The sequence below is a fragment of the Amnibacterium sp. genome, assembly GCF_025463795.1.
In the GTDB taxonomy this organism is placed as follows: domain Bacteria; phylum Actinomycetota; class Actinomycetes; order Actinomycetales; family Microbacteriaceae; genus Amnibacterium.
In genome coordinates, this window is record NZ_JAODBE010000020.1 from 1 (window position 1) to 25,051 (window position 25,051).

Consider the following 25,051-nt stretch of genomic DNA (forward strand, 5'->3'; position numbering starts at 1 on the left):
GCCGCCGGGTGACCGAGGCGATCGCCCGCGTGCGTCTGCCCGCGCCGGCGTCCCGGGCGCCGGCCCTGCCGGCAGGCGTGTCCCTCGGCGTCCCCGGTGTCGCGCCCTTCCTCACGCCGACGCCGGACTTCTACCGCATCGACATCAGCCTGTCGCCGCCCCAGCTGGATCCGGCGACCTGGGCCCTCGAGATCACCGGTGAGGTCGAGCTGCCGATCCGGGTGACGTACCGGCAGCTGCTCGCGATGGGGCTCACCGAGAGCCGCACGACCCTCATGTGCGTCTCCAACGAGGTCGGCGGTGACCTGATCGGCACCGCCACCTGGCTCGGTGTACCGATCCGCGAGCTGCTCGCGCGGGCACGGCCCAGGACCGGCGCGGACATGGTGCTCTCGACCGGCGCCGACGGCTTCTCCGCCAGCACGCCGCTCAGCACCCTCACCGACGGGCGGAACGCCGTGCTCGCCGTCGGGATGAACGGCGCCGTGCTGCCGGCGCTGCACGGCTTCCCCGTGCGGATGGTGGTGCCCGGCCTCTACGGCTACGTGTCGGCGACGAAGTGGCTGCAGCGCCTGGAGGTCACCCGGTTCTCGGCGGCGACCGCGTACTGGACGACCCGCGGCTACTCCGCGCGCGGTCCCGTCAAGGTCTCGAGCCGGATCGACGTGCCGGGCGGCGCCGTGCGGCCGGGCGTCGTCGCGGTCGCCGGCGTCGCGTGGGCGCAGCACACGGGGATCCAGCGGGTGCAGCTCCAGATCGACGACGGGCCCTGGCGGGACTGCGAGCTCGCCGCCGAGGCGTCCGTCGACGTCTGGCGGCAGTGGCGCTTCCGCTGGACGGCCACGCGCGGCACCCACGTGCTCCGGGTGCGCGCCACCGACCGCACGGGACTGGTGCAGACGGCGCGGACGCAGGACGTCGCGCCCGACGGCGCGACCGGCCTCCACACGGTGCAGGTCCGGGTCGGCTGACTCAGCCCGTCCGTCCGTAGATCGCCACGTCGTGGCGCGCCGCCCCGACGCGGAAGGCGGCGTGCAGCACGCCCTCGAGCTCGAAGCCGGACCGCTCCGCGACCGCACGGCTGCGCCGGTTGTGCACCGCCGTGCGGATCTCGAAGCGCTGCACCCCGCGCTCCGTCCGCAGGTGCTCGACGACGGCGAGCACCGACCGCGTGACGAGGCCCCGGCCCTCGGCCGCCTGGTCGATCCAGTACCCGAGCTCGGCGGTCTCGCGCTGGAGGTCGATCCGCGCCCCGACGCTGCCGACGATCACGCGGTCCTGCAGGATCGTCAGCGGCAGCGACCGTCCCTCCGCGAACGCGGCGAGCTGGCTGCGCGTGTAGGCCCTGGCCGCCTCCTCGGTCTGCTCCCCGTGGGCCCAGTCCTCCCAGACGCGGAGCCGGTCGAGGTTCGCCACGGTGAGCCGGTGCGACTCGGCGACGGTGCCGAGGTCCCGGAGCGCGAGCGCGGCACCGCCGCCGAGGTCGTGCTCGAGGAACGCCATCACAGCAGCCCGTCCGCGAGCTCGGCGAGCAGGTCGAGGTCGTGCAGGTCGATGCACTGCAGGTAGACGCGGTCGGCGCCGAGGTCGGCGTACCGGCCGATGCGGTCGCCGACCTCCGCGATCGTGCCGCCGAGGTTCACGGCCCGCAGGTGCTCCGGATCCGCCCCGATGCGCTCGGCCCGCGCCCGGAACGCCGCCTCGGTGCGGCCGACAGCGACCGGCTGCGCGATGGAGTAGCGCAGGCCGGTTCGGGCCCGGCCGGCTTCCTCCGCCGCGTCCCCGACCCGGGCGAACGCCTCCCGGATCGTCGGCTCGTCGACGAAGCCGGCGTTGTACTCGGTGGCGTAGCGGGCCGCGAGCGCCGGTGTCCGCGCGGGACCGAGCCCCCCGATGATGAGCGGCAGCGGCCGCTGCACCGGCTTCGGCAGCGCGGGCGAGTCGGCGAGGCGGTAGTGCTCGCCCTCGAAGGAGAAGGTGTCGCCGAGCGGGGTGGTCCAGAGGCCGGTGATGATCGCCAGCTCCTCCTCGAGCAGCCCGAACCGCCGCTTCGGGAACGGGATGCCGTATGCGGCGTGCTCGGCCTCGAACCAGCCCGTGCCGAGGCCGAGCTCCGCGCGGCCGCCGGACATCGCGTCGACCTGCGCGACCTGAATGGCGAGGATCCCCGGATGCCGGTAGGTCGCGCTGGAGACCAGCGTGCCGAGCCGGAGCCGCTCGGTCTCCCGGGCCAGCCCGGCGAGCGTGGTCCACGCGTCGGTGGGCCCGGGCATCCCGTCGGCGTTCGGACCCATGTGCGCCATGTGCAGGTAGTGGTCGCTGCGGAACCACCCGGTGAAGCCGAGCTCCTCCGCCGTTCTGGCATGCGCGAGCTGCGTGAGGTAGTCCGCTCCCTGCTGGGGCTCCGTGAAGACGCAGACTTCCATGCCCGCCAGCGTATGCTCGCCCCTACACGGGAGTCCGGTGAGCCGGGCTGAGAGGAAGCTGATCCAAGCTTCGACCGTGGGGCGCGGGGGACCGCGTCCCGGAACCTGATCCGGATCATGCCGGCGCAGGGAGGCCTCTCCATCTCCGCCCGTGCCTGACGAAGGGCACGACATCATGACCGTTCTCGAACGGCCCCGCTCCACCACCTGGCGCGTCGTCGACATCGTCGTCGCGAGCGTGATCGCGGCGGCCTGCAGCGTCGTCTTCATCGCGTGGGCTGTGGCCTACCAGGGGCCCGCCGCGCTGCTCACCCCGCTCCTGCCGGGGCTGCAGGGCCTCGTCAACGGTCCCTGGCTGTTCGCCGGGGTGCTCGCCGGGCTCGTCGTGCGCCGCCCCGGTGCGGCGATCTACGCCGAGCTCGTCGCCGCGGTCATCGAGGCGCTGGTCGGCAACCAGTGGGGAGTCACGACGCTCCTGTCCGGCGCGGTGCAGGGCGCGGGCGCCGAGCTGGTCTTCGCGCTGGTGCTCTACCGCCGCTTCGGACCCGGCATCGCGTTCCTCGCGGGCGCCGGCGCGGGGCTCGGCGAGACGGTCGTGGACCTGCTGCTCTACTACCAGGGCTCGACGCCCCTGTTCACGGTCGTGTACGCGACCTCGACGATGCTGTCCGGCGCGGTCTTCGGCTTCCTCTCCTGGCTGCTCGTCCGGGCGCTCGCGCGCACCGGGGCCCTGTCCCGGTTCGCGGCCGGCCGAGACGCGAAACGCGTCGGCTAGCCGATGGCCGAAGCGGCCGCCGTCGAGGCGCGCGGGTGGGGGTGGCGGCATGCCGGCCGCCGGCCGTGGGCCCTCGACGGTCTCGACCTCGTCATCGAGGCGGGGGAGCGGGTGCTGCTGCTCGGCCCCTCGGGCAGCGGCAAGTCGACCCTGCTCGCCGCGCTCGCGGGAGTGCTCGCCGAGGACCAGGGCGAGTCGCGGGGGGCCCTGCTCGTCGACGGGCGGCCGCCGCGGGCGACGCCCGGCCGCGCGGGGCTCGTGCTGCAGGATCCGCAGTCCCAGGTGATCCTGCCGCGGGTCGGCGACGACGCGGCGTTCGGCGCGGAGAACCTCGGCGTGCCGGCCGACGAGGTGCGCTCCCGGGTCGTCGCGGCGCTCGCGGCGGTGGGGCTCGACATCCCGCTCGACGCGACGTCGACCCGGTTGTCCGGCGGCCGGCAGCAGCGGCTGGCGCTCGCGGGCGTGCTCGCGATGCGTCCCGGTCTCGTGCTGCTCGACGAGCCCACCGCGAACCTCGATCCGGCCGGGGTGACCGAGGTGCGCGACGCGGTGGTCTCGTCCGTCGCAGCGACCGGGGCGACGCTCCTCGTGGTGGAGCACCGGGTCGCCGTGTGGGCCGACGCGGTCGACCGGGTCGTCGTGCTCGGCGCCGACGGTGCCGTGGTCGCGGACGGGGCGCCGGCTGCCGTGCTGGCGGCGCAGGGCCGTTCGCTCGCCGAGCAGGGCGTGTGGGTGCCGGGGCGCTCGCCCGCCATCCGTCGCGCCCCGCTCGCGGCGTCCGGGCCGGTCCTGGCGACGTCGGGTCTCCTCGTCGGGCGGGACCGGCGTCCCGTGCTCGCCGTTCCCGACCTCGAGCTGCCCTCCGGCCGTCTGACGGCGCTCACCGGCCCGAACGGCCTCGGCAAGACGACCCTCGCGCTCACGCTTGGCGGCCTGCTGCCACCCGTCGCCGGGAGCGTCGTCCCGGCGCCGTGGCTCGCGGGCGGCCTTCGCGGGGGGCCCTCCGAGTGGCGCTCCCGCGACCTGCTCGGCCGCGTGTCCGTCGTCTTCCAGTCGCCGCAGCACCAGTTCCTCGCCGGCACCGTGCGGGACGAGCTCGCGGTCGGGCCGCGCGCGCTCCGTCGTCCGCCCCGCGCCGTCGCGGCTCGGGTGGACGAGCTGCTGGAGCGCCTCGATCTCGTCCGCCTCGCCGACGCGAACCCGTTCACCCTCTCCGGCGGCCAGCAGCGCCGGCTGTCCGTGGGCAGCGCCCTCGCCGTGCCGCCGCGCCTCCTGCTGCTCGACGAGCCGACCTTCGGCCAGGACGCCCGCACGTGGGCCGCGCTCGTCGAGCTGCTGCTCGAGGGCGTCGACGACGGCGCCGCGGTCGTCGCCGCGACCCACGACCCCGAGCTCGTGGCGCTCGCCGACGGCCGGGTCGCCCTCGAGCACGAACGCGCGGTGCTCGCATGACGCCGATCGGGGAGCGGATCAACCCGCTCACCGCGATCGGGGTCGCGCTGCTCGTCGACCTCGTGCTGCTGGCCAGCGTCGACGTCGTCACCGCGGCCGTCGCTGTGGCCGTCGAGCTGCTGCTCGCGCCCCTCGCCGGCCTCCGGCTCGCGCGGTTCGCGCGCCGCGCGCTGCCCCTGCTCACGGGCGCCGCGGTCGCCGGGGCGACGATCTCGCTCTACGGCCGCACCTCGGGTGCCGTGCACCTGCGATGGTGGCTCGTCGTCGTCAGTGACGGTTCCCTCGCCCTCGCCCTCGCCACCGCGCTGCGCATCCTCGCCATCGGCCTGCCTGCGGCGCTCCTCCTCGCCGGCATGGATGCGACCCGGCTCGCCGACGCGCTCGGCTCCCGCCTGCACCTGCCCGCGCGCTTCGTGCTCGCCGGCCTCGCCGCGGTGCGCCTCGTCGAGGTGTTCGGCGAGGACTGGCGGACGATCGCGCTCGCCCGCCGCGCCCGCGGCGTCGGGGACGCGAACCGGATCCGGCGCCTTCCCGGCCAGGTCTTCGCGCTGCTCGTGGTCGCCCTGCGGCGCGCGGGGCTGCTGGCGACGGCGATGGAGGCGCGCGGCCTCGGCGCGGCCGAGCGCCGCACCTGGTCCCGTCCGTCCACCTTCGGGCGGCCCGACCTGGCGGCGCTCGCCGCCGGACTGCTCGTCGTGGCGCTCGCGGTCGGCCTCGGCCTCGCCACCGGGAGCTACCGTGTCGTCCTCACCTGACGGCGCGGTTCCGGCCACGGCGCTGCTCGCCCGACTCCGGCCGGGGATCGGATCCACGGGCGTCCTGCTCCTCGAGGGCCGTTCGGGCAGCGGCAAGACGAGCCTCGCCGCCTGGCTCGCCCCGCGGCTCGGTGCGCGCGTGCTGCACCTGGAGCACCTGTACTGCGGGTGGGACGGGCTGGACGCGGCGGCCGAGGTCCTCGCGGACCGCGTCCTGCCGGCGTTCGCCGGCGGCCGGCTCGCGGAGTGGCCGACCTGGGACTGGGCGGCCGGCCGGCGGGCAGGCACGGGTCGGCTGCGACCAGGCGGCCCGCTCGTCGTGGAGGGCTGCGGGGCGCTCACCAGCGCGTCGAGGCGGTTCGCCGCGGTCGCGGTCGTGCTCGACGTCGCCACCCCCGTGCGCACCGCGCGGATCGCCCGGCGCGACCCGCCCTCGACGCTACCCGGCCATCGGCGGTGGGCGCTGCAGGAGCATCGGCACGCCCTGCGTCACCCGCCCGTCGCCCTCGCCGACCTCGTGCTGCGCGGCGGCGTGCGCATCCCTGAGGGTCCCTCCGGCGGCCTGCGATAGCGTCGGAGCATGAGCGCCAGCATCCCGTCCGCCGAGCCCGACCGCTACGTCGCCGAGTACCTGGACGGCCCGCTCGAGGGCACGACCGAGCACCGCTACCTCGTCGACGGGCAGCCGGAGCAGCGGCTCACGCAGGTCGCCCTCGTCGACGGCACGGAGGCCCTCTTCGACTACGTCGCCGACGACACCCGCGAGCTGAACGGCGAGCAGTACGTGCAGTTCCGCTTCGACGCGAAGGACAGCGACAACCTGCAGGGGCAGTCCGACCCGAACGAGGAGTCCCGCCACATCTGACCCGCACCGGGGCCGCGCCAGCCGCACGCACCCGTGCCGTGCGCATCCGCGCAGTGGGCGGATCGGGCACGGCACCGGACGCGAGCAGGCGGACGGCACGCTGCGGGAGACCCCCGTCGGCCTCCGGGTGGGCCCGTCAGGCCCACCCGAGCTCATGGAGCCGGTCGTCGTCGAGCCCGAAGTAGTGCCCGATCTCGTGCACGAGCGTCGTGTGCACCTCGTCGCGCAGCTCCTCCTCCGTCGCGCAGGCCGCGAGGTGGGGGAGCCGGAAGAGCACGATGCGGTCGGGCAGCTCCCCGAACCCGTACCGGTCGCGGTGCGGAAGGTCGACGCCGTCGTAGCGGCCGAGCAGCTCCTCGCCGTCGTCCGGCGCGTCCTCGACGACGAACGCCACGTTCTCGAGTCCGTCGACCATCTCGTCCGGGAGTGCATCGAGCTCGTCGACGACGATCGCCTCGAACGCCTCGGCCGAGAGCCATCCGTCGCTCATCCGTCGCTCCGGCCGAGGACCAGGTAGCGCTCGTCCTCGATCGGGGCGCCCCACAGCGCCGGATCGGGCAGCGGCACGACCTCCACCGTCCGTCCGGACTCCTCGACGAGCCGCCGCACCTCGTCGGCCGGGAGGCCCGCGCCGGTCCACCATCGGCCCTCGACGAGCGCGAGCACCCCGTGCGGTCGCAGCAGGCGCCCCCACGCTGCGAGCGCGGCGGCGGGATCGGGCAGCGCCCACAGCACGTGGCGCTCCAGCACGACGTCGAACGCGCCGTCGGGCAGCGGCGGCGCTGCCGCGTCCCCGAGGATCCAGGACACCGGCAGCCGGGCGGCGGCGGACTTGCGGGCGGCCTGGTCGAGCATCCGTGGGGCGAAGTCGACGCCGGTCACCCGATGCCCCGCCTCCGCGGCGAGCAGCGCGAGGCTCCCCGTCCCGCAGCCGAGATCGGCCACATCGGCGGGCGTCGCCGGCAGCACGGCGTCGAGCAGCGACCGCCAGGCGGCCCGGACCGCCGGATCGCGCAGCCCGTGGTCGGCGGACTCGTCGAAGTGCTCGGCCTCGGCGTCCCAGAACCCGGCGTCCGCGTCGCTCATCGCGCCCGAACTGGGAGCCGGGGGAGAGGGATGGGGTGGACGACGGGACTCGAACCCGCGACATCCGGCACCACAAGCCAGCGCTCTACCAACTGAGCTACGCCCACCACGATGCCCGACGCCGGGCGTCGAGCGGCCATGAGTCTACTGCACGGCCGGGGCGGATCCCGAAGGCGGCTGCGGCGCGAAGGCCTGCGTCACCTCGGCGGCCGCGGCCTGCGCCTGCTCCGACGTCGGACCCGGCAGGGCGACGAAGGCCGCACGCCGGTAGTAGTCGAGTTCGCGGATCGACTCGAGGATGTCCGCGAGCGCGCGGTGACCGCCGTGCTTGGCCGGGGCGTTGTAGTAGACGCGGGGGAACCAGCGCTTCACGAGCTCCTTGATCGAGGAGACGTCGATGCTGCGGTAGTGCAGGTGCGCGTCGACGCGGGGCATCCAGCGCACGAGGAACGACCGATCCGTGCCGATGGTGTTGCCCGCGATGGGCGCCTGGCCGGGACTCGTGAAGCGCTGCAGGTACTCGAGCACCCGCGACTCGGCCTCGCCGAGGCTCACGCCGTGCTGCATCGCCTCGATGAGGCCCGAGGCGGAATGCATCGTGCGGACGACCTCGCCCATCTGGGCGAAGGACTCGTCGCTCGGCTTGATGACGATGTCGAAGCCGGGGTCGAGGGGCTTCAGGTCGAAGTCGGTGACGACGGCGGCGACCTCGACGAGCTCGTCGATCCCCAGGTCGAGCCCCGTCATCTCGCAGTCGATCCAGACGAGACGATCAGCGGCGGCCATCCGCCCACTGTACCCAGCGCGTCCGAGGGCATCTCACGGACGTGCGGCCGCGCGACCGGTGTGCTCGGCGGAGGCGCAGCCGCCGCGCGGATCATGGCCCCATGGCATCCACCTCCACACCGCATCTGTTCCTCCTGGCGATGGATCAGCGCGACAGCATCGAGCAGAAGCTGTACGAGCTCGAGTCCGCGCCGACGCCGGTCGAGGCCGCGAGCATCGCCGCGAACAAGCTGCTGGTCTTCCGCGGGCTGCTGGACGCCGTCGCCGACCTGCCCGACGGCGCCCGGGCGGGCTTCCTCGTCGACGAGCAGTACGGGGCGTCACCCGCCGTGCTCGCCGGCCAGGACGAGTCCGTCGCGCTCGCGATGCCGATCGAGGCGAGCGGGCAGCAGTGGTTCGACTTCGCGTACGGCGCCGACTGGCGCAGCCACGCGGAGTTCTTCGGCACCGACCACGCCAAGGTGCTCGTGCGCGACAACCCCGGCCTCGACGCCGGCGAGCGGACGCAGCAGGCCGAGCGCCTCGCCGAGGTGTCGGCCTGGTCGACCGAGGGCGGGCACGCGCTCATCCTCGAGCTGCTCGTGGCCGCGACGGACGACGACCTCGCGAAGGTCGGCGGGGACAGCGGCCGCTACGACGCGGAGGTCCGCCCGGGCCTCACGGTGCAGGCCATGGAGTTCCTTCAGGACCACGGCGTCGAGCCGGCGATCTGGAAGATCGAGGGGCTCGCGACGCGAGAGGCGGCGGAGCGCATCGCGGCGGCCGCCCGCCGGGACGGCCGCACGGCCCAGTGCATCGTGCTCGGCCGCCACGCGCCGACGGAGCAGCTGGACGAGTGGCTGCGCATCGCGGCACCGGTCGAGGGCTTCCTCGGTTTCGCGATCGGCCGCAGCATCTGGTGGGACGTCCTGGAGGGTCGGCTCTCGGGCGAGCTCGACGAGGCGGAGGCGCGGCGGCGGATCGCCGAGAACTACACCGGCTTCGTACGCACGTACCTCGCCGCCCTCGAGGGCAGAGCGCCTACTCGAACCGCGGCCGCAGCGAGCGCGCGGACTGCACGAGCGGTGCCTCGACCCGGTTCCGCCCCGCGTCGAGGGAGGACGGCAACCGGCAGGAGATGAGCCGGCAGTCCTGGATCGCCCGAGCCGGCACCTTCCGCAGGTCGCAGTCGCGGAACGTCGACCCGGCGAGCTGCACGTCGCCCTCCAGGGCGAGCACGGTGACCGCGGTCAAGCTGCAGGCGAGGATCATCGACATCCGGCCCAGCTCCAGCGTCCCGCCATGGATGTCCTGGTTGCGCAGCAGCGTCGGCATGCTCCGGTCCTTCCGCGTCGCCCCGCAGGGTGTTCGCGGCGGACGCGGCACCGGTTTGCTCAGCGGCGCGGGGGCACCGTGTCGCCCCTCGTCCAGTCGTCGTGCGTCACGAGCCTGCGCGACGCCGGCGGCCGCCGCGGTCAGGAACGTTCCCGTCCGCGCCCGTAGCGTGGCAGGCATGCACTACCGCAACCTCGGGACCTCCGGCCTGCGCGTCTCCGCCGTCGGCCTCGGCGGCAACAATTTCGGCCGGACCGGTACGGTGACGATCACCCAGGAGGGCACCGACGCGGTCGTCGACGCCGCGCTTGAGGCCGGGATCAACCTCATCGACACTGCGGACGTCTACGGCGCCGAGTTCGGCGCGAGCGAGACGCTGCTCGGCGGCTCGCTGGGCGGTCGCCGCGACGAGGTCGTCATCGCGACGAAGTTCGGGCACGCCGAGATGCCGTCGCCGCTGCCGTCGTGGGGCGCGAAGGGCTCGCGCCGCTACGTGCGGCTCGCCGTCGAAGGGTCCCTGCGGCGACTGCGCACGGACTGGATCGACCTCTACCAGCTGCACACGCCCGACCCCGCGACGCCCATCGAGGAGACGATCGAGGCGCTCGACGAGCTGGTGACCGAGGGCAAGATCCGCTACTTCGGCCACTCGAACCTGCCCGGCTGGCGGATCGCCGAGGCGCACCTGACCGCATCGCTCACCGGCCGGCGGCATTTCGTCTCCGCGCAGGACGAGTACAGCCTCATCTCCCGCGGCGTCGAGCGGGAGGTGCTTCCGGCCGTCGAGCGGTTCGGGCTCGGCTTCCTGCCGTACTTCCCCTTCGCGAACGGCCTGTTCACCGGCAAGTTCAGCCGTACCGAGCTGCCGTCCGACTCGCGGATCGCCAGGCAGCGGCCGTACATCCACGAGCAGGCCCCGTGGGATGCGATCGAGTCGCTCGAGGCGCTTGCGACGGAGCGGGGTTCGAGCCTGCTCGAGGTCACCGTGGCCTGGTTCCTGGCGCGCCCGTCCGTCTCGAGCGTCATCGCCGGCGCCACCCGTCCCGAGCAGGTGCGGCAGAACGCCGCAGCGGCGGAGGTGCCGCCGGTGACGCCCGAGGAGCTCGAGCGGATCGACGCGCTCTTCCCCGCCTGAGCCGGGACGTCGGCGGCGGCGGACCTCGTCGCGAACGGAGGACGAAAGGGCCGTGTGGGTCCTCCGTCGGCGACCGGTTCCTCCGTCCGCGACGTGGAGCAGACGGAATGCGCGGATGAGCTGCCCACCCCTGCCCAGGTTTCCCCGGGCGCGAGAACGGGGACTTCGAGGGAGGACCGTCGATCAATAGCGTGAATGCGATCCCGTCCGACTACCCCGAACGAGCGCATTCCTGATGACGACCCTCGATCCCGTCGCCGCATCGACCGCGGCGGCCGGGACACCCCAGCCCGGCTGGTACCCCGACCCGCAGGACCCGAACGGGGCTGTCGACCGCTGGTGGAACGGCATCGCCTGGAGCGAGCACACCCGTCGTCGCGCCTCGGGCCCGGCCGCTCCTCTCGCTCCTGCCATCCAGCCGGCTCCGGCCGTCCGGACGTTCGGGGTGCTGCACAACGGACCGGCCTGGTGGTCGTTCGGTCTCGGCCTGGCGTCGCTCGCGATCGCGGTCGCGGCGATCGCCTCCGACGCGAACTCCGTGTGGTTGTCGACCAGCGGCGTGCTCGCCGTGATCAACGGCGTGCGTGCGCTGCGCCTGCGTACGGCAGGTCTGGCTTCCGCGCTCGCCGCGCCGATCATCGGCATCGCGGCCGGCACCATCGGCTCGCTCCTCATGCTCCTCCTGCTGCTGGTGCCCGTCGGGATCACCTCCGACCCGGGGACGAGCGGAACCTTAGACGGGACCTGCGGCTCCAGCGCCGGGTCAGCGGCGGCCGCACCCGCGGCGCCGTCCCGGAGCGCGGCACCGATCCCGACCCCGAGTCAGCCGCTGCAGGTGCAGCCGCCGAGCGCGCTGCCCGACGACGTGCTCACGACCTACACGGCGGTCGGGATCCGCTCGATCAGCTCCGCCTCCGCCGGATGCGGTGTGCTGACGGCGCCGGAGACGGCGATGCCGGCCTCCACCTACCGGGAGACCGAGGCGCGGCACATGCAGGACTGGCTGAGCTGGGAGTCGGACTCCCTCCGCAGCGGCCTGCAGTCGTACGTGAAGGACACGAACGGGTGGCCCACGAGACTCGACGAGGACCCGCAGACCCGGGTGCTCTTCACGATCGGCGACGACGGCTCGTGCGACGTGGTCGGGCCGATACCGAAGGGGGCCGAGGTGCGGTACGCGATGAGCCCGGACCATGGTCAGGTCGCGATCGCGCTCTACGACACCGCGCTGAAGACCGGCACGCTGTGGCGGAGCGTGGACGACACGACGTACTGGCTCTGAGCAGCCGGGCCGCCGGCGCGGGAGGCCCGCGGATGACCGCGCTCGGGACCCTCACCCCGGCACCGGGTGCGGTCACGAGGGGATGAGGTGCGGCCTCGCGTGAGCGCCGGCGCGACGGATCCGCTCCTCCCTCTGGCGCGATCGGCGCACGAGGTGGATCGTGAGCCCATGACGCTGCAGGCGGTGCCGAACCAGCAGCCCGACGGGCGCTGGACGTGGGAAGCGGCGCGGGCGAACACCCGCGCGGTGCGGGTGTCACCGCACCCGCCGTCGGGGCTCGTGACGCTCAGCCTCTGGCGGGAGGACCGATGCGTCGGGAGCCTGCGGCTCTCGCCCGCCGAGGTCGCGGGGCTCGTCGGCAAGCTGACGGGCGCACTCGCCGAGCTGCAGGATCCGTCGCTGCAGCGCGTCGGTGGTCTCGAGGAGCGGGTGCACGACCTGGAGGCGCGTCTGGCGGCGCTGGAGGCCGACGCCGCGGGATGAGCCGCCGCATACCGGCAGCGCGCAGGACCGACCCAGCCTTCTTCCGTGCGGCGAGCAGCGGGACCCCAGGCTCCTGCTGGCACGGTGTGCGGATGCCTTCCCGAACGAACCCGCTCCGATGAGCGGCTCCGCCGCCCACGGCCCTTCCCCGAGCCACCCGCCGCGCCGCAGCGAGGTCCCCGCGCCCGACCCGACCGGCTTCGCGTCCACCCGGGACTCCGAGGCGGCCCTGCCCTTCGGCATCCGGCTCGCGGGCGGCCTGGCGTGGCGCCTCATCGCGATCGCGATCGTCGTGCTGGCGTTCATCGCGCTGCTCGCACGGCTCGGCGAGATCGTCATCCCGCTCGTCGTCGCGGTCCTGCTCTCCGCTCTGCTCACGCCGCTCAAGAACCTCCTTCTGCGACGCCGTCTCCCGAAGTGGCTCGCGGTGCTCGTCACGTTCTTCGTGATGGTGATCGTCGTCGGCGGTCTCGTCACGCTGGTCGTCTTCACGGTGAACAGCGGTGTGAGCGGCTTCAGCACGCATGTCGTCGCCTTCTACAAGACCACCCTCGATGCGCTGCGGAACTCGCCCCTCGGCATCAGTCAGACGGATGTGAACAACGCCGTCACCTCCGCCACCGACTACCTGAAGTCGAACTCGAGCAAGATCGCCGCAGGGGCCCTCACCGGCGCGGACGTGCTCATCCACACCCTCGTTGCCGTGCTGCTGACGCTGTTCATCACCCTGTTCTTCCTCATCGACGGCCCCGGGATCTGGCGCTGGTGCGTGCGGCTCGCCCCGCGGAAGGCGCGTGCCGCGGTCGACGGGGCCGCGAAGGCCGCGTGGCTGTCCCTGCACGAGTACGTGCGGGTGCAGATCGTCGTGGCCCTGATCGACGGCATCGCGATCGGGATCATCGCCGCGATCCTCCGGGTGCCGTTCGCGGTGCCCCTCGGGGTGCTCGTGTTCCTCGGCGCGTTCATCCCCATCGTCGGCGCCGTCACGACCGGCCTGCTCGCCGTGCTCGCCGCGCTGGTCTACAACGGACCGATCAACGCCGTGGTCATGCTGGCCGGCGTCGTCGCGGTCAACCAGGTCGAGAGCCACGTGCTGCACCCGCTGCTGATGGGCGGTGCCGTGCGCCTGCATCCGATCGCCGTCGTGCTCGCCGTCGCCGGCGGATCGGTGCTCGCCGGGATCGTCGGGGCCGTGTTCGCGGTGCCGCTCGCCGCCGCCACGAACTCCGCGGTGAAGTACGTCGCCGGCGGCGAGTGGAAGGGCAAGGCGCCACCGCCGACCGGCCCCGTGCCCGAGGAGGGCGATCCGTCGCCGCGGCGCGACGACGATCCGCGCCCGCGCGACGTCACGACGACCGCGTAGTGCTTCGCCACGCCCGGCCGTGGCCGGACCGTTACCGAAGACCCCTGCTTCCCCGGCTGTTCCGGCGTCCCGCGCAGACCTAGGTTCGGCCTCATCGCGGTGCACGCCGCCGCGGCAGGCGAATGGGGCCTCGGGTCCCGGGAAGCGATCGCGATGTCCGTCCACACGACCACCTCAGCGGCTGCGATCCGATACGGCCGGCCGTTCGGCGACGAGAGCCCCGAGGACGAGCAGGCCGATCTGCCCGGACTCTCCCTGCGCGAGGTCGTGCTCATCGCCGCGGGCGCGGTGGCGGCGGTCGCCGTCGCGGTGCTCGGCGTCACCGGCCTGACCCTCCTCGGCTGACCTCCGCGTCCGCTCGCGCCGCTCGCGTCGGCGTGCGGCAGTAGTGTCGGCGCCGTCGGCCGAGGAGGTGGCATGGCGCACGAGCACGGAGCGGGGACGGCCGGGCGGACGCGGCTCGCGGTGGCCCTCTCGATCACCGCGGCGATCCTGCTCGCCGAGATCGTCGGGGCGATCCTCACCCGCAGCCTGGCCCTGATCGTCGACGCCGGGCACCTGCTCGCGGACGCCGGCGGCCTCGGCGTCGCACTGCTCGCCGCGACGCTCGCCGCCCGGCCGGCCACGGACCGCCGCACCTGGGGTTTCGCGCGCGCCGAGGTCCTCGCCGCGACGGCGCAGGCGGCCGTGCTGCTCGGCGTCGGGCTCTTCGTGCTCGTGGAGGGCGTCGGCCGGCTCCTCGACCCGCCGGATGTCGCCGCCGGGCCGCTGCTCGTCTTCGGCGTCGTCGCGCTGGCCGGCAACCTCGCCTCGATCGCCGTGCTGACCGGCGCCCGGGGATCCTCCTTCAACCTGCGGGCCGCGTTCCTCGAGGTCGCCAACGACGCCCTCGGCGCGGTGGGGATCGTCGCCGCTGCCATCGTCCTCCTGGCCACCGGCTGGCAGCGGGCGGACGCGGTCGCCGCGATCCTGATCGGCGTGCTGATCCTCCCGCGCGCGTTCGTCCTGCTACGGGAGACCGTCGACGTGCTGCTCGAGTCGACGCCCGCCGGCCTCGACCTCGAGCTCGTGCGGGCCCACCTGCTCGAGCAGCCCCACGTGCTCGCGGTGCACGACCTGCACGCGACGCAGATCGCGACCGGCTTGCCGGTGCTGACCGCGCACGTGACCATCGAGGACCGCTGCTTCGTGGACGGGCACACGAGCCGGATCCTCGACGAGCTGCAGGCCTGCGTCGCCGAGCACTTCCCGGTGAGCGTCGAGCACTCGACCTTCCAGCTGGAGCCCGAGCGGCACCGCGCCCACGAGCACACGCCCCACCGGTGAGTGCAGCGGGATCGACGACCGGCGGTCTGTCGGACGGCACGTCGCTGCGACCCGTCGGGGACGACGAGTGGGGCGTCGTCGCCTGGCTCTGGCAGGCGTTCCGGCACGACCTCGCCGACGTCGTGCAGGGGCTCCCGTACGCCGACGGCCGCTACCAGGCTCGCGCGCTCGAGGCGTTCCCGTCACCCGACGGCGCCGGCTACCTCGTGTGGCGACCGCATCCGAACACGGGGGAGGACGCGCCGGTCGCGTTCGCGCTCGTCGACGGGCTCGCCGCGGACCGGCGCACGATCGTCGGCTTCTGGGTCGCGCCGCCGCTGCGCCGCACCGGGCTCGGCCGAGCGCTCGCGGTCGAGGTGCTGACACGGCATGCCGGACCCTGGGAGATCGGGTTCCAGCACGACAACCCGTCCGCCGCGGCGTTCTGGCGCCGCGTCGCCGGCGCGGTGTTCGGGCAGGGCCGCTGGGCCGAGACGACCCGGCCGGTGCCCGGGCGTCCTCAGGTGCCCCCGGACCACTTCATCCGCACGGTGCAGCCGTGATGGGCGGGCCGGAGGCGGACCTCGTCGCGCGCCTGCTCGACCTGCAACGGAGCGATGGCGGCTGGGGCGTCGGCGTCTACGACGGCGACGAGTGGGAGTCGACCACCGACGCCCTGTGGCTACTACGCGAGCTCGGCGCCGATCCCTCCGATGCGCGGGTGCGGCGGGCCGTCGGGCTCGTGCACGAGCGCGTGCGGTGGGAGCCGCGGAACGGCGGGCGACCGTTCTTCGACGGCGAGACGGAGGCGTGCGTCAACGGTCGCGTGCTGTCGCTCGGCGCTGCGTTCGGGCATCAGAGCGCCGCCTTGGTCGACCGGCTGCTCGCCGAGCAGCTCGATGACGGCGGATGGAACTGCGACGCGCCGCGCAGTGTGCGGTCCTCCTTCCACTCGACGATCTGCGTGCTCGAGGGACTGCTCGCCGCCGAGCGGGCCACCGGCCCCGACGAGACGATCGCGGCGGCGCGGCTCCGCGGCGAGGAGTTCCTGCTCGAGCGGCGGCTGCTGCGTCGGCGCACGGACGGCACCCTGATCGACGAGACCTGGTGCACCCCGCACGTGCCGGGGTACTGGTGCTACGACGTGCTGCGCGGACTCGGGCACCTCAGCGCGAGCGGTCGTGATCCGGATCCGCGGATCCACGAGGCGGTCATGGTGATCCGCGGCCTGCAGCGCGCCGACGGCACATGGGCCGCCGTGCCGCATCCCGGCCGTCCGCTGCTCGAGCTCGGTCCCGTCGGGGACCGGATCGCGACCGCCCGGTCGCTGCGTGTGCTGGAGTGGGCCGGAACCGGCGCCTGACGGCGTCCGCGCAGCTCACACCTCGGCGGCCGGCCCGGTGTCGAGCATGCCGTTCGCGGCTGCGAACTCCAGCACCTCGTCGAGGTCGACGTCGCCCTTCGGTCCTCCCGTCTCCCCGACCACCCACCAGCCGGCGTCCGGCAGCCCCGCCGACGTCGCGTCCCTCCGTCGTTCATCCGGTCGTCCTCGCGGCTACAGCTCGACGTCGCTGCCCATCGTCACGGTCCGGGTGGACGGCAGCCGGAAGCGGGCGGCAGGATCGGCGGCGTTGTGCGCCAGACCGATGAACAGCGACCGCCGCCAGCGCGCCATCCGCGGCGTGCGGCTCGTGCGGATCGCGCCCCGGGAGATGAAGTAGGAGGCCTGCTCGAGCTGGTCCTCGGGGATGTCGATCACGCCGGCCCGGGTCGCGGCGCGGATCGCATCGGGCACGTCCGGCGCCTCGGAGAATCCGAACCGGATGGTGAGATGGTCGATGCCGTCGTCGGAGTAGCCGAGGTCGTCGTACGCGAACGCCCGTTCGAGCGGCACGTAGGGGATCCGAAGCACGCTCACCGACACGATGATGACCCGCTCGTGGAGCACGTGGTTGTGCTCCACGTTCGCACGGAGCGCCAGCGGCGTCGTCTCGGCGTTGGGGTGGGGGAAGATCGCGATGCCCGGGACCCTCTGCACGTTCTCGCGCCGGATGTCCTCGACGAACTCGGCGAGCGAGCCCTCCTTCTCCACCCGGTCGGTCGAGACGATCTGCCGGCCGCGCCGCCAGGTGGTCATGACCGTGAGCACCGCGACGGCGATGAGCAGCGGCACCCAGCCGCCGTGCGCGACCTTGGAGAGGTTGCCGGCGAGGAAGGTCAGCTCGAGGCCGCCGAACGCGATCGCCGCGAGCACGATCTTCCAGGGCCGCCAGTGCCAGAGCAGCGGCGCGACCATCAGCATCAGGAGGGTGTCGACGACGAGCGCGCCCGTCACCGACACCCCGTACGCCGTTGCCAGGCGCGCGGAGGAGCCGAAGGTCAGCATCACGGCGAGCACGCCGAGGAAGAGCAGGCCGTTCACGACGGGCAGGTAGATCTGCCCGCTCTCCTGCTTCGAGGTCTGGCGGATGGTCAGCGGCGGCAGCAGGCCGAGCTGCACCGCCTGGCGGGACAGGGAGAAGGCACCGGAGATGACGGCCTGGCTCGCGATGACGGTCGCGACCGTCGCGAGCACCACGATCGGGATCTCGGCCCAGTCGGGGAACAGCAGGAAGAACGGGTTCGACTTCGCGCTCGGCTGCCGCAGGACGAGCGCCGCCTGGCCGAGGTAGTTGAGCGTGAGCGCCGGGAAGACGAGGAAGAACCACGCCCGGCGGATGGGTGAGCGACCGAAGTGCCCCATGTCGGCGTACAGCGCCTCCGCGCCCGTGATGACGAGCACCACGGCACCCATCGCCACGAAGGCGATGAACGGGTGCGCGAACACGAACGAGACGGCCCAGGTGGGTGACAGCCCCTGCAGCACCGAGGGGTGCCGCACGACCTCGGCGACGCCGGCGACGGCGAGCACCGCGAACCACAGCACCATCACGGGACCGAACAGGTTGCCGACCTTGCCCGTCCCGAACCGCTGCACCGCGAAGAGGATCGTGAGGATCACGGCGGAGATCGGCACGATCAGGTGCGAGATCGCAGGCGCCGCGACCTGCACGCCCTCGACGGCGGAGAGCACACTGACGGCGGGCGTGATGATCGAGTCGCCGTAGAACAGGGCCACGCCGACGATCCCGACGACGATGAGCCCGTTCGACTGCCGGCCCGCGTGCTTGTAGAGCCGTTGCGCGAGGGCTGCGAGCGCCATCACGCCGCCCTCGCCGTCGTTGTCGGCCCGCATCAGCACCCCGAGGTACTTGATCGACACGATGATCGTGATGCTCCAGAACATCAGCGACACGACCCCGTACACGTCGCCGGGGGTGGCGCGCACCACGCCGCTGTCGATCGTGAAGACCGTCTTCAGCGCGTAGAGCGGGCTCGTACCGATGTCGCCGAAGACCACGCCGAGGGCGGAGAGCGCGAGCATCACGAGGCCTCTGCGCGGGCTGGACCGACCGCGCCGGCCCGAGGCGGGCTCGGCCTGCTCGACCGGCGCCGGCGCCGAGTCGCTGCCGGCGAGCATCTCCTCGCCGGGCGCCTCCTGCTCGGGAGCGTCCTGGGTGGCCGTGTCGTCGGCCGCCTGCGGCTCGGCGTCGTCGCCCGCCGCAGTGGGCCCTGCTGCCTGCCCGTCGGCCACGGCCGGATCCGCGATGGATCCGTCCCTGCCCCGGTTCGACGCCGTCGTCGCCACGATCCTCCTTCACAGAGGCCGCTTCCGGCCGTCTCGATCAGGCGAGGCTACGTCAGCGTGGGCCCGGTGTCGGCCAGGAGCGACCCCGGTCGCTCCGCGCCCGCCGACGCTCAGCGGTGCCGGCGGTAGTGCAGCTCGAGCAGGCCGCCGGTCGAGGGCGTGCTGGACACCAGGTCCAACCGGTAGCCCTCGGGCACGTCGTCGAACAGCAGCGTGCCCGTGCTCGTCAGGTAGGGGTACATGCTGATGCGGAACTCGTCGAGGAGATCGAGCTGCATGAGCGACCGCCACATGGTCACGCCGCCCCAGACGATGATGTGGCCGTCGCCCTCCTGCCGCAGGGCGTCGACCTCCGCGGCCGTGTCCCCGGACACGATGGAGGTGTTCTCCCAGTCGGCCGTCTGCAGGGTCTTCGAGAAGACGAGCTTCCTGCCGGCGTTGAGTATCGGCGACCACGGGTGGTCGACCGCGGTCGGCATGTTCTCGGCCATGCCTTCGTACGCGACGCGCCCCATCACGTGCGCGGAGGCCGACTGCAGGAGGTCGATCGACTCGTCGTCGTGGTCGGGGCCGCCGTGGTCGTCGAGCAGGTCGAAGCAGTAGGTCCAGAAGTCGGTGTCCGGATCGGCGAGCAGGCCGTTCAGGGAGTAGTTGAACACCAGCGCGACGAGCTTCTGCATGCTCGAACTCCTTCGTCCTGCGGTCCGGCGCGGTCCGGCTGCACTTCTGCAACCTACGGTCCTCCCGACGCCGGCTCAACACCGCCACCGCGAGAACGGGCACGCACGTGGCCGCCTGCGTGCCCGTTCCCGGCGATCCCCGGATCCCGCATGGGTAGCGTTGGGCCGTGTCTGCTGCAGAGAACACCGACGCCGAACCGGACGGCGAGCCCCGCCCCGAGCGCTCGTTCGCGGACCTCGGGCTCGCGCCGCCCGTGCTCAAGGCGCTGAAGGACGTCGGCTACGAGACCCCGTCCGCCATCCAGGCCGCGACGATCCCGTCGCTCCTGGCCGGCCGCGACGTCATCGGGCGGGCGCAGACCGGCACGGGCAAGACCGCGGCGTTCGCGCTGCCGATCCTCTCCCGCCTCGACCTGGCCCAGACGAGCCCGCAGGCGCTCGTGCTCGCACCGACCCGCGAGCTCGCGCTGCAGGTCTGCGAGGCGTTCGAGAGCTACGCCGCGCATCTGAAGGGCGTGCGCGTGCTGCCGGTGTACGGCGGTCAGGGCTACGGCGTGCAGCTCTCCGCGCTGCGGCGCGGCGTCCACATCGTGGTCGGCACGCCGGGCCGCATCATGGACCACCTCGACACGGGCACCCTCGACCTCTCCGCGTTGAAGTACCTCGTGCTCGACGAGGCCGACGAGATGCTGAGGATGGGCTTCGCGGAGGACGTCGCGACGATCCTCGCGGAGACCCCCGCCGACAAGCAGGTGGCCCTCTTCTCGGCGACGATGCCGCCGCAGATCCGGCGGATCTCCGCCCAGTACCTCCGTGAGCCGGAGGAGATCACCGTCGAGGCGAGGACGACGACGTCGGCGACGACCCGGCAGCGCTACCTCGTCGTGTCCTACCCGCAGAAGGTCGACGCCCTCACCCGGATCCTCGAGGTGGAGAACTTCGAGGCGATGATCGTCTTCGTCCGCACGAAGAACGAGACGGAGACGCTGGCCGAGAAGCTCAGGGCCCGGGGCTACGCGGCCGCGGCGATCAGCGGGGACGTGCAGCAGGCGCAGCGGGAGCGGACGGTGAACCAGCTGAAGGCAGGGAAGCTCGACGTCCTCGTCGCGACGGACGTGGCTGCGCGCGGCCTCGACGTGGAGCGGATCAGCCACGTCATCAACTTCGACCTGCCCATCGACACCGAGTCGTACGTGCACCGCATCGGGCGGACGGGACGTGCGGGCCGGTCCGGCGAGGCCGTCAGCTTCGTCACGCCGCGGGAGCGGCGCCTGCTGACCGCGATCGAGCGGGCCACCCGGCAGCCGCTCACCCAGATGCAGCTGCCGACCACCGAGGACGTGAACGCCACCCGGCTGGCCCGCTTCGACGACCAGATCACGGCGGCCCTCGAACAGCAGGAGCGCATCCGCCGTTTCCGCGACATCATCGGCCACTACGTCGAGCACCACGACGTGCCCGAGGCCGACGTCGCAGCGGCGCTCGCCGTCGTCGCCCAGGGGGAGACCCCGCTGCTGCTCGATCCGGAGGACGACCGGAGCGAACGCTTCGACCGCGCCGAGCGCGACGGCGACGGCGACCGCCGCCACGAGGAGGAGCGCAGGGAGCGCCGGAACGCGCCGTCCGGTCCACGGACGACCTACCGGATCGAGATCGGCCGGCGCCAGAAGGTCGAGCCGCGGCAGATCGTGGGGGCGCTGGCCAACGAGGGTGGGCTGCGCCGGGAGGACTTCGGCGCGATCGACATCCGCCCCGACTTCTCCCTGGTCGAGCTGCCCGCAGACCTGTCCGGGGAGGTGCTCGACCGGCTGAGCGGCACCCGCATCAGCGGCAAGCTGATCCAGCTGCGGCCGGATCGGGGGGCTCCGGGCCGGCGCTCCGCCGACGGGCCGCCGCGGAAGCCCCGCCAGCGCTGACCGGGCCGCCGGGCGCGCTCAGCGAACGTTCCAGGCACGGTGCGCAGGCTTGGTACGTCCGCTGACCGAGGAGGAGCGCTGAACCGCCGAGGCCGCCAGCAGCGCGACCGGTCCCCGAAGCCGCAACCCCCGCCCCGGGTCCCGGGCGTGCCCGACGCGGTGCTCATCGACCTCGACGGCACGCTCGCGATCATCGGCGACCGCGACCCCTACGACGCGTCGACGGCCGAGGTCGACGAGCTGAACGAGCAGGTGGCCTGGGTGGCGCACAGCTGGCTGTTCGACGGGACGACCGAAGCTCGGCAGGACCGGGCGGTGGTGCTCGTGTCCGGGCGTCAGGAGAAGGACCGCCGGCCCACCGAGCGATGGCTCGACCGCCACGGGGTCGTCTACGACGCCCTCCGGATGCGCGCGACCGGCGATCCCCGCAACGACGCGATCGTGAAGCGGGAGCTCTACGAACGCCACATCCGCGGGCGGTACAACGTCGTGCTCGTGATCGACGACCGACGACGGGTCGTGGACATGTGGCGGTCGCTCGGACTCCAGTGCTGGCAGGTCGCGCCCGGGGACTTCTAGACCGGATCCGGGTCGGCGGCACGGCGCGACTCCGACTCAGTGCAGGAGCCCCCGGGCGTGCTTCGCCTGCAGGACGCGGAGCACCGCGGCGTGGACCTGCTTGGTGAAGGCCGCGCTCGCCGCCATCCGGGCGAGGATCGCCGACTCCATCGTGCTCGCCTGAGCCGGCTTCACGGTCAGGACCATGTCCCCGCCCGCGGCGACGAAGCGGACTGCGCGGTCACCGACCGCGTACGAGGCCACCTGCTTCGCCGCGCCGAGGTCGTCGCTGATCACGACTCCGTGGAAGCCGAGGGTCGTGCGCAGCAGGCCCGCGACGATCGTGTGCGAGAAGGCGGCCGGGTTCTTGCCGTCGATCCGGGTGTAGACCGCCGTCGACAGCATCACGAACGGGGTCCTGGCGGCGATGGCCGCGGCGAACGGCTTCAAGGAGGCGCTCGTTGCGGTGGTGATGGGGTCGGTCACGTGCGCCGTCGTGTCCGTGTTGGCCGTCACGCGGCCGAGCCCCGGGAAGTGCTTGACAGCGGTGTCCACGCCCTCGGACGTCAGCCCGCGGAGGACGGCGATGCCCTTCTCCGTCACGCGCGCGACGGAGTGGCCGTACTCACGGTCGAGATCACCGATCGGCGGATTGCGGGTGTCGCCGGTCGGAACCGTGTCGAGCACGGGAGCGAGGTCGAGGTCGATCCCGGCCGTCCTCAGCTGGGTGCCCCAGGTGGTGGCCCAGTACTGCAGGTCGGCGGTGTTCCACGTCCCCTGCACGAGCGCCGTCGAGTAGTCGGTGAAGCCCGGCCCGCGCATGCGCCGCACGAGTCCGCCCTCCTGGTCCGTCGCGACGAAGAGCTTCGTGGACGCCGGGGCGGCCTTCTGCAGTCCGGCGGTGACGCCGTGCTCGGCCGAGACGCTGAGCGTGCTGGTGCCGTCGAGGATCACCGACCCGACGTGCTGGGATCGGATGATCGCGAGGCAGGTGCTGGAGACCGTCGTGCTCGGGCATCCGACCATCAGGAGCTGCCCGACGCGCTGCGCGTCCGTCATGCCGTTGAAGATCTGCTGCGCGGTCGGCGCAGCAGAGGTGGCACCCCGTGCGGCAACCGCAGGGCCGCCCTGCCCCACGGTCAGCGCGGCCACCAGCAGCGCCGGGGCGAGGAAGAGAACGGCGGTCCTGTGGAGGCGGAACGGACGGCCGGGGCGGATCCCGGCTCCTGTGGCGGCGCCGTTGCGCGGCCCGGAATCCGCGGGCGTGATGAGGCCCGGAGCGGCGGCCTGCGAGGTCGTCCCTGGTACCCGCGAGGACCCTCGTGGGAGGGCGCCCCGGGCGAACCGGCGGACCATCCGCGCACGGTACTCCCGCGGGGGGATCGACACGCCCGCCGGGGCACGCCGGGATCGCGGCCGTCGCGGACAGGCGTCGCAGGACCCGCATTCGACCTCGGCACTCGGAGGGCATGTCGTGGGGAGCCTGATCCTGACTCGACCCGGCCGGCCGAACCCGTCGCGTGGGTGGACGAGGCGACGCCGCAGCACGGGTGCACGTGCGGAGCAGGATGGACGCATGATCACGGCCGAGTACACGATCCCCGGGCTGCATGTGCGCGAGCACGAGATCGCGGTGCCGTTGGACTGGACCGGCCCGGACGGCAGCCCGACGATCACGGTCTTCGCCCGCGAAGTCGTCGCGGCCCATCGGAGGCACGAGGATCTGCCGCTGGTCCTGTTCCTGCAGGGCGGCCCGGGCGGCAAGTCGCCGCGGCCTCTCGACGCCGGCGGGTGGTTGGGAGTGCTGCTCGACCGCTATCGGGTCGTGCTGCTCGATCAGCGCGGCACAGGACGCAGCACGCGGGTCGATGCGGCCCGGATGGCATCGTTCGGCTCCGCCGAGCAGGCCGCGACCTACCTCGCCTTCTTCCGCGCGGATTCCATCGTCCGTGACGCCGAGCACCTGCGGCGAACGGTGTTCGACGGCCGGCGCTGGACGACGTTCGGGCAGAGCTATGGAGGCTGGATCACCCTCGAGTACCTCTCGGCCGCGCCGGAGGGACTGGCCGCCTGCATGGTCACGGGCGGGCTCGCCTCCCTCCATCCCGACGCAGCGGACCTCTACCGCCGCACCTACCCGCGGGCGCTCGCGAAGAACCTCCGGTTCGAGCGGCGGTACCCGGAAGACATCGCGCTCATCGGGCACATCGCGGACCTGCTCTCAGACGGCGACGTGCGGCTACCGGACGGCGATCGGCTCACGGTCCGCCGCCTGCAGTTCCTCGGCGGCGCCCGTTTCGGGATGCAGCACGGCTTCGAGGAGCTGCACTGGCTGCTCGACACGGCCTTCGGCAGTGGTGGGCGCCTCTCCGACACGTTCCTGGAGTCGGCCCTGACGGCCACCTCCTTCGCAGACGATCCGCTGTGGGCTGCGCTCCAGGAGGCCGCCGAGTACACCGACGACTCCTCCGGCGCCACCCGGTGGGCGGCGCAGGCCGAGCACGACCGTCACCCGGAGTTCGGGGAGGACGTCCGCCCGCTGCGGTTCACTGGCGAGATGTTCTTCCCCTGGATGTTCGAGGAGATCCGTCTGCTCCGGCCGTTCGGGCCCGCGGTCCAGCTGCTCCAGCAGCGTACGGACTGGCCCGCCCGCTACGACCTCGTGCGCCTCGCCGCCAACGAGGTCCCCGTCGCGGCGGCCGTGTACTTCGACGACCTCTACGTCGACGCCGACCTGCAGCTGCAGACTGCGAGCGAGGTCGCGAACCTGACGACCTGGGTGACGAACGAGTGGGAGCATGACGGCATCGCGGCGAGCGGCGGCGAGGTCGTGCGGCATCTGCTGCGGCAGCTCGACGAACGGGGCGGCCACCTCCGCTGATTGTCTCCGGCCTGGCGCGACCGAACGTCCGCGGCGTACGCGTGATCCGCCTGCCGGCGGCAGCTATCTCGCGGACAGGCTCCCGCGGTGAGAGCGGATGGCCGAAGCGATTGAAGGGTGGTGGAGCGACCAGTGGTTGCTCCACCACCCCCGATGCTCAACCGGCGTGCAGCGCGCCCACGTCGGCTCCGGCGCCTCGACGGACTGCTCGAGCGGGGCCCACGTCACGGGCAGCTTCTCGATCTGGCCGGGTCGCCGGTCCTGGGGACCTGCGCCCCGAGCAGGACTCGAACCTGCAACC

Annotated in this window: 27 protein-coding genes and 1 tRNA gene; 18 read left to right on the forward strand and 10 right to left on the reverse strand. The window is 73.2% G+C overall.

Going from position 1 to position 25,051, the window contains the following annotated elements; genetic code table 11:
* Positions 1–971, forward strand: a 971-nt coding sequence (locus JWQ92_RS01415; RefSeq protein WP_297342666.1) for a molybdopterin-dependent oxidoreductase, incomplete at its 5' end; no start/stop codon positions are given.
* A 1-nt stretch (position 972) separates the two neighbouring features.
* Here JWQ92_RS01415 and JWQ92_RS01420 read toward each other — a convergent pair.
* Together JWQ92_RS01420 and JWQ92_RS01425 are read right to left on the reverse strand one after the other, a co-directional pair.
* The gene (locus JWQ92_RS01420) at positions 973–1,503 is read right to left on the reverse strand and encodes a GNAT family N-acetyltransferase (RefSeq protein ID WP_297342667.1); all 531 of its coding nucleotides are present in this window, start codon (positions 1,501–1,503) and stop codon (positions 973–975) included.
* Positions 1,503–2,426 (reverse strand): LLM class F420-dependent oxidoreductase, encoded by a 924-nt coding sequence (locus JWQ92_RS01425; RefSeq protein ID WP_297342668.1) that lies wholly within the window; start codon positions 2,424–2,426, stop codon positions 1,503–1,505. Before JWQ92_RS01425 ends, JWQ92_RS01420 begins: the two co-directional genes overlap by 1 nt.
* 175 nt (positions 2,427–2,601) lie before the next feature.
* On the opposite strand from JWQ92_RS01425, the gene JWQ92_RS01430 reads away from it, so the two are divergent.
* From JWQ92_RS01430 to JWQ92_RS01450, 5 genes are read left to right on the forward strand one after another with little or no spacing between them, the layout of a single operon-like run.
* Positions 2,602–3,201, forward strand: a complete 600-nt coding sequence (locus tag JWQ92_RS01430) for an ECF transporter S component (RefSeq protein ID WP_297342669.1) — start codon at positions 2,602–2,604, stop codon at positions 3,199–3,201.
* A 3-nt stretch (positions 3,202–3,204) separates the two neighbouring features.
* Positions 3,205–4,653, forward strand: coding sequence for an ABC transporter ATP-binding protein (locus JWQ92_RS01435; protein ID WP_297342670.1), 1,449 nt, complete (start codon positions 3,205–3,207; stop codon positions 4,651–4,653).
* Positions 4,650–5,408 (forward strand): energy-coupling factor transporter transmembrane protein EcfT, encoded by a 759-nt coding sequence (locus JWQ92_RS01440; protein ID WP_297342671.1) that lies wholly within the window; start codon positions 4,650–4,652, stop codon positions 5,406–5,408. Before JWQ92_RS01435 ends, JWQ92_RS01440 begins: the two co-directional genes overlap by 4 nt.
* Positions 5,392–5,979, forward strand: coding sequence for an ATP-binding protein (locus JWQ92_RS01445; RefSeq protein ID WP_297342672.1), 588 nt, complete (start codon positions 5,392–5,394; stop codon positions 5,977–5,979). Before JWQ92_RS01440 ends, JWQ92_RS01445 begins: the two co-directional genes overlap by 17 nt.
* Positions 5,980–5,988: 9 nt before the next feature.
* On the forward strand, positions 5,989–6,273 hold the full coding sequence (locus JWQ92_RS01450; RefSeq protein ID WP_297342673.1) for a hypothetical protein: 285 nt from the start codon (positions 5,989–5,991) through the stop codon (positions 6,271–6,273).
* A 136-nt stretch (positions 6,274–6,409) separates the two neighbouring features.
* On the opposite strand, the gene JWQ92_RS01455 is transcribed toward JWQ92_RS01450, so the two are convergent.
* From JWQ92_RS01455 to orn, 4 genes are all read right to left on the reverse strand, one after another.
* Positions 6,410–6,763: a metallopeptidase family protein gene (locus JWQ92_RS01455; RefSeq protein ID WP_297342674.1), complete on the reverse strand. Its 354-nt coding sequence runs from the start codon at positions 6,761–6,763 to the stop codon at positions 6,410–6,412.
* On the reverse strand, positions 6,760–7,359 hold the full coding sequence (locus JWQ92_RS01460; RefSeq protein WP_297342675.1) for a class I SAM-dependent methyltransferase: 600 nt from the start codon (positions 7,357–7,359) through the stop codon (positions 6,760–6,762). The genes JWQ92_RS01455 and JWQ92_RS01460 overlap by 4 nt, the downstream gene beginning before the upstream one ends.
* Before the next feature lie 31 nt (positions 7,360–7,390).
* Positions 7,391–7,466: transfer RNA gene (locus JWQ92_RS01465), tRNA-His, on the reverse strand.
* Positions 7,467–7,503: 37 nt separating this feature from the next.
* Positions 7,504–8,145 carry an oligoribonuclease gene (gene orn / locus JWQ92_RS01470; protein ID WP_297342676.1) on the reverse strand — a complete coding sequence of 214 codons (642 nt, stop codon included), beginning with the start codon at positions 8,143–8,145 and terminating at the stop codon, positions 7,504–7,506.
* Between the two features lie 101 nt (positions 8,146–8,246).
* Between orn and JWQ92_RS01475 the strand changes: the two genes are divergently transcribed.
* Positions 8,247–9,266: a 2-deoxy-5-keto-D-gluconate 6-phosphate aldolase domain-containing protein gene (locus JWQ92_RS01475; protein ID WP_297342677.1), complete on the forward strand. Its 1,020-nt coding sequence runs from the start codon at positions 8,247–8,249 to the stop codon at positions 9,264–9,266.
* Here JWQ92_RS01475 and JWQ92_RS01480 read toward each other — a convergent pair.
* On the reverse strand, positions 9,166–9,459 hold the full coding sequence (locus JWQ92_RS01480) for a hypothetical protein (RefSeq protein WP_297342678.1): 294 nt from the start codon (positions 9,457–9,459) through the stop codon (positions 9,166–9,168). The two genes, JWQ92_RS01475 and JWQ92_RS01480, sit on opposite strands and share 101 nt — an antisense overlap.
* Positions 9,460–9,637: 178 nt before the next feature.
* On the opposite strand from JWQ92_RS01480, the gene JWQ92_RS01485 reads away from it, so the two are divergent.
* From JWQ92_RS01485 to JWQ92_RS01520, 8 genes are all read left to right on the forward strand, one after another.
* Positions 9,638–10,594, forward strand: coding sequence for an aldo/keto reductase (locus tag JWQ92_RS01485; RefSeq protein ID WP_297342679.1), 957 nt, complete (start codon positions 9,638–9,640; stop codon positions 10,592–10,594).
* 235 nt (positions 10,595–10,829) lie between these two features.
* On the forward strand, positions 10,830–11,876 hold the full coding sequence (locus JWQ92_RS01490; RefSeq protein WP_297342680.1) for a DUF2510 domain-containing protein: 1,047 nt from the start codon (positions 10,830–10,832) through the stop codon (positions 11,874–11,876).
* Between the two features lie 168 nt (positions 11,877–12,044).
* Positions 12,045–12,359, forward strand: a complete 315-nt coding sequence (locus JWQ92_RS01495) for a hypothetical protein (protein ID WP_297342681.1) — start codon at positions 12,045–12,047, stop codon at positions 12,357–12,359.
* Between the two features lie 118 nt (positions 12,360–12,477).
* A complete protein-coding gene (locus JWQ92_RS01500) occupies positions 12,478–13,722 on the forward strand; it encodes an AI-2E family transporter (RefSeq protein WP_297342682.1) in 1,245 nt (414 codons plus the stop codon).
* 153 nt (positions 13,723–13,875) lie between these two features.
* Complete coding sequence (locus tag JWQ92_RS01505; RefSeq protein ID WP_297342683.1) at positions 13,876–14,067, forward strand: hypothetical protein; 192 nt, start codon at positions 13,876–13,878, stop codon at positions 14,065–14,067.
* A 72-nt stretch (positions 14,068–14,139) separates the two neighbouring features.
* Positions 14,140–15,048: a cation diffusion facilitator family transporter gene (locus JWQ92_RS01510; protein WP_297342684.1), complete on the forward strand. Its 909-nt coding sequence runs from the start codon at positions 14,140–14,142 to the stop codon at positions 15,046–15,048.
* Positions 15,045–15,590, forward strand: coding sequence for a GNAT family N-acetyltransferase (locus JWQ92_RS01515; protein WP_297342685.1), 546 nt, complete (start codon positions 15,045–15,047; stop codon positions 15,588–15,590). Before JWQ92_RS01510 ends, JWQ92_RS01515 begins: the two co-directional genes overlap by 4 nt.
* Positions 15,587–16,390: a hypothetical protein gene (locus JWQ92_RS01520; RefSeq protein ID WP_297342686.1), complete on the forward strand. Its 804-nt coding sequence runs from the start codon at positions 15,587–15,589 to the stop codon at positions 16,388–16,390. The genes JWQ92_RS01515 and JWQ92_RS01520 overlap by 4 nt, the downstream gene beginning before the upstream one ends.
* Before the next feature lie 192 nt (positions 16,391–16,582).
* On the opposite strand, the gene JWQ92_RS01525 is transcribed toward JWQ92_RS01520, so the two are convergent.
* Both JWQ92_RS01525 and JWQ92_RS01530 read right to left on the reverse strand, forming a co-directional pair.
* Positions 16,583–18,715: a potassium transporter Kup gene (locus JWQ92_RS01525; RefSeq protein ID WP_297342687.1), complete on the reverse strand. Its 2,133-nt coding sequence runs from the start codon at positions 18,713–18,715 to the stop codon at positions 16,583–16,585.
* 110 nt (positions 18,716–18,825) lie between these two features.
* Entirely contained in the window at positions 18,826–19,395 is a 570-nt protein-coding gene (locus tag JWQ92_RS01530; RefSeq protein WP_297342688.1) for a dihydrofolate reductase family protein, read from the reverse strand.
* Positions 19,396–19,562: 167 nt separating this feature from the next.
* Between JWQ92_RS01530 and JWQ92_RS01535 the strand changes: the two genes are divergently transcribed.
* Together JWQ92_RS01535 and JWQ92_RS01540 are read left to right on the forward strand one after the other, a co-directional pair.
* Positions 19,563–21,311: a DEAD/DEAH box helicase gene (locus JWQ92_RS01535; protein ID WP_297342689.1), complete on the forward strand. Its 1,749-nt coding sequence runs from the start codon at positions 19,563–19,565 to the stop codon at positions 21,309–21,311.
* Positions 21,312–21,458: 147 nt separating this feature from the next.
* Positions 21,459–21,890 carry a polynucleotide kinase gene (locus JWQ92_RS01540; protein ID WP_297342690.1) on the forward strand — a complete coding sequence of 144 codons (432 nt, stop codon included), beginning with the start codon at positions 21,459–21,461 and terminating at the stop codon, positions 21,888–21,890.
* 36 nt (positions 21,891–21,926) lie between these two features.
* Here JWQ92_RS01540 and JWQ92_RS01545 read toward each other — a convergent pair whose 3' ends face one another.
* Positions 21,927–23,225, reverse strand: a complete 1,299-nt coding sequence (locus JWQ92_RS01545; protein ID WP_297342691.1) for a glycoside hydrolase family 3 N-terminal domain-containing protein — start codon at positions 23,223–23,225, stop codon at positions 21,927–21,929.
* Between the two features lie 220 nt (positions 23,226–23,445).
* Here JWQ92_RS01545 and JWQ92_RS01550 point away from each other — a divergent pair, with 220 nt between their 5' ends.
* Entirely contained in the window at positions 23,446–24,750 is a 1,305-nt protein-coding gene (locus JWQ92_RS01550; RefSeq protein WP_297342692.1) for an alpha/beta fold hydrolase, read from the forward strand.
* Positions 24,751–25,051: the final 301 nt, after the last annotated feature.

What these genes read in the sequence shown, in the direction of transcription:
- JWQ92_RS01475 (WP_297342677.1), top strand. Translation starts at nt 8,247, where the DNA reads ATGGCATCCACCTCCACACCGCATCTGTTCCTCCTGGCGATGGATCAG.
- JWQ92_RS01550 (WP_297342692.1), top strand. Translation starts at nt 23,446, where the DNA reads ATGATCACGGCCGAGTACACGATCCCCGGGCTGCATGTGCGCGAGCAC.
- JWQ92_RS01510 (WP_297342684.1), top strand. Translation starts at nt 14,140, where the DNA reads ATGGCGCACGAGCACGGAGCGGGGACGGCCGGGCGGACGCGGCTCGCG.
- JWQ92_RS01435 (WP_297342670.1), top strand. Translation starts at nt 3,205, where the DNA reads ATGGCCGAAGCGGCCGCCGTCGAGGCGCGCGGGTGGGGGTGGCGGCAT.
- JWQ92_RS01455 (WP_297342674.1), bottom strand. Translation starts at nt 6,763, where the DNA reads ATGAGCGACGGATGGCTCTCGGCCGAGGCGTTCGAGGCGATCGTCGTC.
- JWQ92_RS01420 (WP_297342667.1), bottom strand. Translation starts at nt 1,503, where the DNA reads ATGGCGTTCCTCGAGCACGACCTCGGCGGCGGTGCCGCGCTCGCGCTC.
- JWQ92_RS01450 (WP_297342673.1), top strand. Translation starts at nt 5,989, where the DNA reads ATGAGCGCCAGCATCCCGTCCGCCGAGCCCGACCGCTACGTCGCCGAG.
- JWQ92_RS01490 (WP_297342680.1), top strand. Translation starts at nt 10,830, where the DNA reads ATGACGACCCTCGATCCCGTCGCCGCATCGACCGCGGCGGCCGGGACA.
- JWQ92_RS01460 (WP_297342675.1), bottom strand. Translation starts at nt 7,359, where the DNA reads ATGAGCGACGCGGACGCCGGGTTCTGGGACGCCGAGGCCGAGCACTTC.
- JWQ92_RS01440 (WP_297342671.1), top strand. Translation starts at nt 4,650, where the DNA reads ATGACGCCGATCGGGGAGCGGATCAACCCGCTCACCGCGATCGGGGTC.
- JWQ92_RS01505 (WP_297342683.1), top strand. Translation starts at nt 13,876, where the DNA reads ATGTCCGTCCACACGACCACCTCAGCGGCTGCGATCCGATACGGCCGG.
- JWQ92_RS01530 (WP_297342688.1), bottom strand. Translation starts at nt 19,395, where the DNA reads ATGCAGAAGCTCGTCGCGCTGGTGTTCAACTACTCCCTGAACGGCCTG.
- JWQ92_RS01425 (WP_297342668.1), bottom strand. Translation starts at nt 2,426, where the DNA reads ATGGAAGTCTGCGTCTTCACGGAGCCCCAGCAGGGAGCGGACTACCTC.
- JWQ92_RS01495 (WP_297342681.1), top strand. Translation starts at nt 12,045, where the DNA reads ATGACGCTGCAGGCGGTGCCGAACCAGCAGCCCGACGGGCGCTGGACG.
- JWQ92_RS01545 (WP_297342691.1), bottom strand. Translation starts at nt 23,225, where the DNA reads ATGGTCCGCCGGTTCGCCCGGGGCGCCCTCCCACGAGGGTCCTCGCGG.
- JWQ92_RS01430 (WP_297342669.1), top strand. Translation starts at nt 2,602, where the DNA reads ATGACCGTTCTCGAACGGCCCCGCTCCACCACCTGGCGCGTCGTCGAC.
- JWQ92_RS01480 (WP_297342678.1), bottom strand. Translation starts at nt 9,459, where the DNA reads ATGCCGACGCTGCTGCGCAACCAGGACATCCATGGCGGGACGCTGGAG.
- JWQ92_RS01500 (WP_297342682.1), top strand. Translation starts at nt 12,478, where the DNA reads ATGAGCGGCTCCGCCGCCCACGGCCCTTCCCCGAGCCACCCGCCGCGC.
- orn (WP_297342676.1), bottom strand. Translation starts at nt 8,145, where the DNA reads ATGGCCGCCGCTGATCGTCTCGTCTGGATCGACTGCGAGATGACGGGG.
- JWQ92_RS01485 (WP_297342679.1), top strand. Translation starts at nt 9,638, where the DNA reads ATGCACTACCGCAACCTCGGGACCTCCGGCCTGCGCGTCTCCGCCGTC.